The 7861-nt window shown below is 41.8% G+C and carries 7 protein-coding genes; 1 reads left to right on the top strand and 6 read right to left on the bottom strand.

All coding sequences use genetic code 11. The features are described 5' to 3' along the window. Positions 1-10 precede the first annotated feature (10 nt). Both hutW and HMPREF9444_RS04265 read right to left on the bottom strand, forming a co-directional pair. Complete coding sequence (gene hutW / locus HMPREF9444_RS04270) at positions 11-1231, bottom strand: heme anaerobic degradation radical SAM methyltransferase ChuW/HutW (protein ID WP_009143131.1); 1221 nt, start codon at positions 1229-1231, stop codon at positions 11-13. A gap of 513 nt (positions 1232-1744) precedes the next feature. Beyond that, entirely contained in the window at positions 1745-3301 is a 1557-nt protein-coding gene (locus HMPREF9444_RS04265) for an amidase (protein WP_009143130.1), read from the bottom strand. Between the two features lie 517 nt (positions 3302-3818). On the opposite strand from HMPREF9444_RS04265, the gene HMPREF9444_RS04255 reads away from it, so the two are divergent. Beyond that, positions 3819-4991: an MFS transporter gene (locus HMPREF9444_RS04255; RefSeq protein ID WP_009143128.1), complete on the top strand. Its 1173-nt coding sequence runs from the start codon at positions 3819-3821 to the stop codon at positions 4989-4991. On the opposite strand, the gene truA is transcribed toward HMPREF9444_RS04255, so the two are convergent. The 4 genes from truA to folE are packed head-to-tail and all read right to left on the bottom strand — an operon-like array spanning position 4984 to position 7860. After that, the gene (truA, locus tag HMPREF9444_RS04250; RefSeq protein ID WP_009143127.1) at positions 4984-5769 is read right to left on the bottom strand and encodes a tRNA pseudouridine(38-40) synthase TruA; all 786 of its coding nucleotides are present in this window, start codon (positions 5767-5769) and stop codon (positions 4984-4986) included. The genes HMPREF9444_RS04255 and truA overlap by 8 nt on opposite strands. Positions 5770-5777: 8 nt before the next feature. After that, a complete protein-coding gene (locus HMPREF9444_RS04245; protein ID WP_009143126.1) occupies positions 5778-6182 on the bottom strand; it encodes a GtrA family protein in 405 nt (134 codons plus the stop codon). Beyond that, positions 6169-7194 (bottom strand): glycosyltransferase family 2 protein, encoded by a 1026-nt coding sequence (locus tag HMPREF9444_RS04240; protein ID WP_050778996.1) that lies wholly within the window; start codon positions 7192-7194, stop codon positions 6169-6171. The genes HMPREF9444_RS04245 and HMPREF9444_RS04240 overlap by 14 nt, the downstream gene beginning before the upstream one ends. Before the next feature lie 9 nt (positions 7195-7203). After that, entirely contained in the window at positions 7204-7860 is a 657-nt protein-coding gene (gene folE / locus HMPREF9444_RS04235; protein WP_009143124.1) for a GTP cyclohydrolase I FolE, read from the bottom strand. Between the last annotated feature and the right edge of the window lies 1 nt (position 7861).

Below are 7861 nucleotides of genomic sequence, written 5' to 3'. Positions count from 1 at the left end.
CTTAACCGGTCTACTCTACGGGGTAGAGTTCATACTTACGGGTATTCATGAAGGAAAGCCCCTGAATTTTGCCGCCGGCACCGGGACCAAAAGCCAAAGTATCGGCGTCACTTTTTGCCAAAACGTTGTAAAGATTGCGCTCACGCGTATTGCGTCCGAAATGACTTACCGATAATTGCTTCCAATGCGCTTTTTCCATAGCGTTACAGCCAATACGGTACATCTCGGCTCTCTCGCGATTGTCGGGGGCATACTTATACTTTCCTGCCTTAATTAATTTTTGCAAAGGAGATCCTTCAAGCAAAATAAGCTGATACAAATCCACGCCATGAATAGGAAGACTGCTTACGATGTCCAGATCCTCGCGCCAAGTCGTCTCAGTTTGTCCCGGAAGACCAAAAATCAGATCTATAACCACGCTTGACTCATCATAAGCTGATAAATTTTCAAGTCCTCTTATCAATTCGTCTTTTGTTGAAAGTCGCCCTACCGACTGCCTTATTTCAGTATCAAAGGTCTGAACCCCAAGTGAAAAACGATTGGCTCCTGCTTTAAGACACGCTTCTATCTTTTCATCATCAAAAAAAGAAAGGCGGCCTTCAACGGTAAACTCATAATCATTTGATAAAGGAAGAACTTCCCTACAAGTGGTGATAATGCGTTCAAGATCACAAGCTTCAAGCGCGGTAGGAGTGCCGCCACCCATATAAACAGCATGAATCGGTTTATCTTCTAATGCCTTAGAACCCTGCCACATTCTGATTTCTTTTATTAATGCATCGGTATAACGTTTGGATTCTTCAGGTTTGTATGCTCCGATGTAAAACATACAGAAAGCGCAGCGCGTCTGACAAAAGGGTACATTAATATATGCAGCGCTGCGGGTCGTCCTTTTGGTGTTTACAAGAAGATCGGATGCCATAGGAACAAAGGGAGGCGGGACAATTTGAGCATCTCCTGAGGCATGCGCAAATTTTTTGACTTCAAACGCATCTTTTATCGGATCTGTTCCTATAGCTGCCTGCCAAGCAACTTCTTCTCCTTGAGATTCAGCCATTTTCTTCATCATCTCTTCCATGGCTGTTCCCTTATGCGGCATTTCTGCTTTACCGGCAAACAATGAAGCCATTGTTTTAACTTCACTGATTAGCGCATTCCAACTTACATTGCCGCTACTGTCGGTATGATTTTTTAAAACCTCTAAAAGTGGATTAAAGTCTGGTGAAAACATTTTATTCTCATTTTATTATTAATTAGCTATTGCTATCTATAGTTAGCGCATAGTAACAAAACATATTTTAATTAGCAATAGCTAACTAAAATTCCGTATTAAAAACCCCGATAAATAAAAAATATGAATACATCTTCTTCAAATACCGAAAAAATACCATGCTGATTTGCTGTATTAAGGCCGCTAACACATTGGTCAAATCTGCACAATGCTGACATATAATCAAAGACACCAAAAATAATGGGTAATATTCAAGTGCATAAAGTGCGGCTCTACCCAAAAAGCCGCACCTTATAGATTACGAAGGGAAAATCTTGTCAGAATAGTCCTCAGTACCACCTCTTCAGGGGTCGGCAACAGGATCCACACGAAACTGACAGTAGTATTGTTTGTTCGGCAATAGGATCTGCGTTATTTAGACAGGATATGTCAACTACTTATAAACTTTTATGTAGATTAAAAATCTATAAAGCAAATGTTTTGTCGGCAAAGTATGACCGACAAAACAGGATATTATTTATAAGAAATATTTTTATTTACCGTTTCAAACGCTTTTGCCAATTTTAAAATCTCAGCATCATCCCCAAACCGGCCCAAGAAAGATATACCTACAGGCAAGTTATATTGATCTCTTCCACCCGGAATTGAAATTTCAGGTAAACCAAGTGCTGATGCTATATATGACGGAGTATAAGGATCAGATGCTGCGCATTTATAAGTTAAATCCTGTTTATCGTACCTTACTGAGGGCGGACATCTCATAGTTGCAAACAGCAGATCATCAAAATTATTCTCATCCATAATTTGTGAGAAGGCTTTGCGCAAATACGGAATTGTATTGGTCAAAATACTAATATATTCAGCCGAATCCGTAGTATTGGTGGTGTAATTGTCCATGAGTCCTTGAAAGCGCCCCGGATTTATAAGATATGTTCCGTTTTTTGTCTCTTTAATGAGTTCTTGCATAAACTCATCCATATTTTGCGGAGAGCCTGACGGCAGTGCCGATAAATAAGCATTCATCTGCGGTCTGAATTCTGCAAGTCCTAAAGGACCCAGAACCGGAGACCATAAATCATTAAAAATTTCAGGAAGTTTTATTTCCTCGATTATTGCTCCGTGATTTTTAATTAGTGCGGCAGCATGATCGCGAACTTTATCAACATCAGAGTTTCCTCCGTCAAAATTACTGATTATTCCAATCCTTTTGCCCACTAACGATACGGGTCCGGTAACGGCTTTATAAAAAATATTTCGTAAATGGTTTAAATTTAAAGTAGCGGCATCATTTAAATCAACAGCATTGATTACATCAAGAACTATAGCTTGATCGGTTACATCTCTGGTAATAACGCCTACGGTATCAGCGCTAAGAGATAAAGGAATAACTCCGGAGCGGCCGGTAAGTCCCAGACTGGGGCGCAATCCTACAGTTGCCGTAGTACTGGCAGGACCGCGAATTGAACCTGAAGTATCCGTACCTAAGGCAAAAGGAGCAAAACTCATCGCTACGGCGGCAGCAGATCCGCTGCTTGAACCTGAAGCGTCTCTCTTTTCGTTAAACGGATTGAGGGTTTGACCTCCCAATGAAGAATATCCCAATCTCCCGTAAGAAGCGGCAAGTTCTGACAGATTGGTCTTGCCCAATACTATTGCACCTTGATCAATTAGTTTTTGTACAACAAAAGCATTCGCCTGCGGAGTAGAGTTTTTTAACGGTAAAGTTCCGCCGGTAGTTGCGATCCCTGCCGTATTGATATTGTCTTTTACTAAAAAGGGAATTCCGGCTAACGGTAAATTTTTACCGTTGTTATTGGCATCAAAAATACGTGCCTGCGCCAAGGCATCCGGATTGATATAAATAACAGCATTAATTTTTTTGCCTTTTTTATCGTTTTTCTCAATATTTTTTAAATATGCGGTAATTAATTGTTCCGAAGTAATTTGTTTATTGTCTAAAGCCACCCGCATCTGCGGCAAAGACAATTTTGTAATATCCCCTTCATAGGCATGAACACTGAAGCAAGCAAATAATGGAGCTAAAAAGATCATAAGACTTTTTTTATACATCAAAATTCTCCTTATCGATTAATGCTAAGAAGATTATAAAAATCCACAAATGCGTATTCAGCAAATGCCAATTTTTGGAGCTGATAAACATTTTTTTCCTAAGATAAAACAGCAAAACAAGGTTTATGTGCAAAATAAAAGCATGAATTTGAGATTTAGCGGCGTTAGTCGGGAATACAGAAAATATCACTGATAAACAGCACCTGTAAATTTTTACAACCCGCAGCAGACAGACTGTTTTGCCAAGTCCTTAAACACCTCAAAAATCCTTTTTTAAATAAGCTTTACAATCAACTTCAATGTGCTAAGCTTATGCGCGTTCATCAAGATGATGTATATTTTCTAAGTACATTTATGTTAGACGTTGTACCTTTTATATGCATTGCCGATACCGACCTTCCGGTATGTTGCATGTTCTTCACGACTCACTGTCAACTTGAATAGTTTTCTGCCTAACTCTCATATTTATCTGAAAAATTTTCATTTTTTATAAATTTTTTTAACTTAGCAAAATCATATGCACAGTAAAAATTCATTATTTTCAGGATTTTTCGTATTCCTCTCCTGCGGCATCATTTACACCCAGGTAACAGCAAGACTTCCTGCGCTAAAAGCGCAAACCGGCATCACCGATTCCGATGTCGGAATTGCGTTAATGCTTTTAGGCGTAGGCTCACTAACCGGTTTTCTTACCATCAGCAAAGTATTAAAAAAGCTGCAGGTCAAAACCGTTTTAAGCGTTTCTTTATGCTCTTTTCTCCTTATCTGCCTTTTAATGTCTCTAGTGCATTCAAGAGAAATTCTGTTTGCCCTCTTTGCCTTGTGGGGATATGCCTGTGCCTATCTTGATGTCTGCATGAACACCCACGCCATCTTTTTAGAGCAAAAAAGACAAAAGCCTTGTCTTTCTTCGATGCACGCCTGCTACAGTGCCGGATGTCTTTTAGGATCAGGCATCGGATCAATTTTTGCCTTTGCAGATTTATCGCTGCTTATCAATTTCAGTATCGTAGGCATAATACTTTTAGGCGTATTTTCCTATTTACGCCGCTTTTTATTAAGCGACCCTGTAAAAGCAGAGCCGTCTCCTCAAAAAGAATCAGCAGAACAAACTACCAAAACTTCCAAGCTTCCTATTTTCATCGTATTCTGCGGACTTATGGGGATGTTCTCCTATTGTGCCGAAGGATCGGTTGCCGAGTGGGGCAGCATTGTTTTGCATCAGGCAAAAGGAGCAGATGAAGGTCTTGCCGCTCTTGCGTACGGCACTTTTGCCCTCTTTATGGCAATTTCAAGATTTGCAGGCGATCACTTCCGGGCCCGCTTTGGCGACAGCAAAATGATTTTATTCGGCGGAACGCTTGCTCTTATCGGCATATCAATAGTTATCGCCTCTCCAAGTCCCTACTTATGTCTTTTAGGTTACGTTTTCATGGGGATCGGACTGTCTCCGGTATTCCCGATTGCCATATCAAACGCCGGCAGAAGTAAAGACGTATCCCCCAAGACCGCATCAGCAATCGTGTCTTTTGTCGGGTACTCCGGACTTTTGGTGATTCCGCCGCTACTTGGCTTTCTAGCTGAGCATGTCGGTCTTGAAAACGCGCTGTTCCTTCCTTTTGGCGCAATTATTCTGGTAATTTGCGGTAGCCTTGCCTTTAGAAAGCGCCGCATTAAAAGCATCAGCTAAGCCATAACGGCCCGATAAACTCGCGGCGAGGCAGATTAAAGCTCATAGGATAAGTTACATCGACAAGATATAAACCGTCAGGATGAGCCGTAGGTCCCGCCGCATCACGATTACGGGCCTTAAACGCCTCTTCAAACCATGCCGTTGACTTTACTTTGGAACCCACCAACAGCAGACTGCCGACAATATTACGTACCATATGGTTTAAAAACGCATTAGCAGCAATATCAAAAACGATAAACGGACCGTGGCGCGAGATTTCAATATAGTGTACACAACGGAAGGTTGAAGAAGACTGCTCATCTGCACCTTTAAAAGAGGCAAAATCATGCTCTCCGATTAAGATCTTTGCCGCTTTTTGCATAAGCTCAATATCATAATCGCCGTGATAAACGCTGACGCCCTTGTTTAATACCCCGGGACGGTGCATAGTGTTTTGAATAATATAACGATAACGCCTGGCTCTTGCCGAAAATCTTGCATGAAAGTCTTCAGAGACGATTTTTGCCCAAGTGATCGCGATGTCGGAAGGCAGCTTGGTGTTAGTACCTAAAAGTAAAGCTTTTTCACTTCTGTCTTTGGTGATATCAATATGAATAACCTGTCCCGTGGCATTAACCCCGGCGTCGGTACGTCCCGCGCAAACTAATGACACCGGCTCATCGGCGATTATTGATAAAGCCTTTTCAAGCTCGCCCTGCACGGTAACGGCATTGGGCTGACGCTGAAATCCGGCATAATTCCATCCTTCATATTCAACACCTAAGGCAACTCGCACACGTCCCCCTACTTTTGCTTAAAGACCATAAATTTTGATACTAAATAAGTTATTACCGTAACCAGAGCCATAGCAACGATGATAGGCGCCAACCCCGTCATCCAGATCCTGACTAAAACAAACACGATAATGTTGCGCAGCACGAGCATGGAGCAGGACAGAAGCAAAAACTTAAAGATATTGCCGTGCTGTTTGAAAGTAAAATAGCGGTGACCGAAATACGACACGAAAAATGCGACGCAAAAAGCACACGTCGTAATTGCGTTTTCGCTCATATCGGGAAAAGCAAAGAATAAAACGATTGATACCGCCAAATCAGTTACGGTAGCGGCTCCGCCGACAATCACGAAACGGACTAACTCGTAAAATTTTCCGCCTTGAGATACTTTTACTAAAAAATTATTGTCCGTCATTTTCTTTACTGTCGTTTACATATAAACCGTTATGAGTTCTCACTGTTCCCTTCTCAAGTTTGTCGGACAACGCACCTTTAATCTTAGATACGACAAATACCGGGCGATGTTTTACTTCCTCGGAAACGCGGCCTAAATACTCACCTAAAACACCTATGGAAATAAGCTGCACCGCACCTAAAAACAATACGACGCACATGGTTGAAGAGTAACCGGGAACATCCACGCCGAACATAAAAGTATCGACAATGATGAAAATCATGTAAATAATCGCCAAAAGACCGATGCCGCATCCTATATAAGACCAGATTCTAAGCGGCAAAGATGAAAAAGATACGATACCGTCAAGGGCAAAATTCCACAACTTCCAATAATTCCATTTAGTGGTACCGGCAGAGCGTTGCGGACGCTCATAGGCAACGCCTTTTGATGAAAAACCGGGCCAGGCGAAGAGACCTTTCATAAAACGATTGGTTTCACCTAAGGTTTTAACCGCTTCCACTACTTTTCTGTCAATAAGGCGAAAATCTCCGACATTGGCCGGAATTTTCACTTTATTGGACAGTTTATTGAAGACATAATAAAATCCGCCTGAAGTTACGCGTTTGATTTCCGTATCCTGGGAGCGATCAACTCGTACGCCGTAAACGGTATCAATCCCCTCATCCTTCCAGATTCTGACGAACTCAAGCACCAATTCAGGAGGATCCTGAAGGTCAACGTCCATCGGAACAACAGCGTCACCTTTGACCAAGTCAAGGGCCGCACTCATTGCCGCTTCTTTTCCGAAATTACGCGACAACTTAATCAGACTTATCGGTTTGCCTTTAGCAATAAGACCTTCAACAATTTGCGCCGAATTATCCTTAGATCCGTCATCGACAAAAACAATTTCGATATGCTGCCAAATAGAGGCCAATTTCTGCTCAACTGTATTAACGAAAAGCTCGATAGTCTCTTTTTCGTTATATACTGGCACAATGAGAGATATAAGATAATCTTCTTTTCTCATTGCCATCTCCTAATCGGTTAAAAACTCATGGCGGGATGACGGATTATGCTTAAAGTGTCCGCCAAGTGCCGTAGTAGTGGTTGATGATGTAGGATCTTTGACTCCGCGAGCTTTCACGCAGTAGTGAGTTGCGGTAATAGTCACGGCAACATTCTTAGTATCAAGAAGAGTCTGCAGTGCTACCAATATCTGCTGCGTCATCCGCTCCTGAACTTGCGGGCGTTTGGCAAAAAACTGCACGATACGGTTAATTTTGGATAAACCGATGATTTTGGTACCGGGCATATATGCAACCTTTGCCATACCGTCTATAACCACAAAATGATGCTCGCAGGTTGATGTTAATGAGATATCCTTGACCTTGATCATCTCATCAAAGTGCATCTTATTTTCAATTAAAGTGATGCTTGGAAAATTTCTGTAATCAAGACCTGAAAAAATCTCATTTACGAACATTTTACCCACGCGCTCGGGAGTCTTTGTCAGGCTGTCGTCCTGCAAGTCAAGCCCTAAAGTCTCCATAATTTCCGTCATGCATGCAGCGATACGGCGACGCTTTTCAACGTCATCAAGGCCGTTATCGTGCCATGGAGTCTCAAGACCGCGTTCAATTAAAGCATTACGAACCAGCCTTGCTTCAGGTAAAAGATCTTTATCTTCGCTCATT

The organism is Succinatimonas hippei YIT 12066 (assembly GCF_000188195.1).
GTDB classification, from domain to species: domain Bacteria; phylum Pseudomonadota; class Gammaproteobacteria; order Enterobacterales; family Succinivibrionaceae; genus Succinatimonas; species Succinatimonas hippei.
The sequence above is the reverse complement of the archived record's forward strand: the minus strand, read 5'-3'. Positions and strand labels throughout refer to the sequence as shown.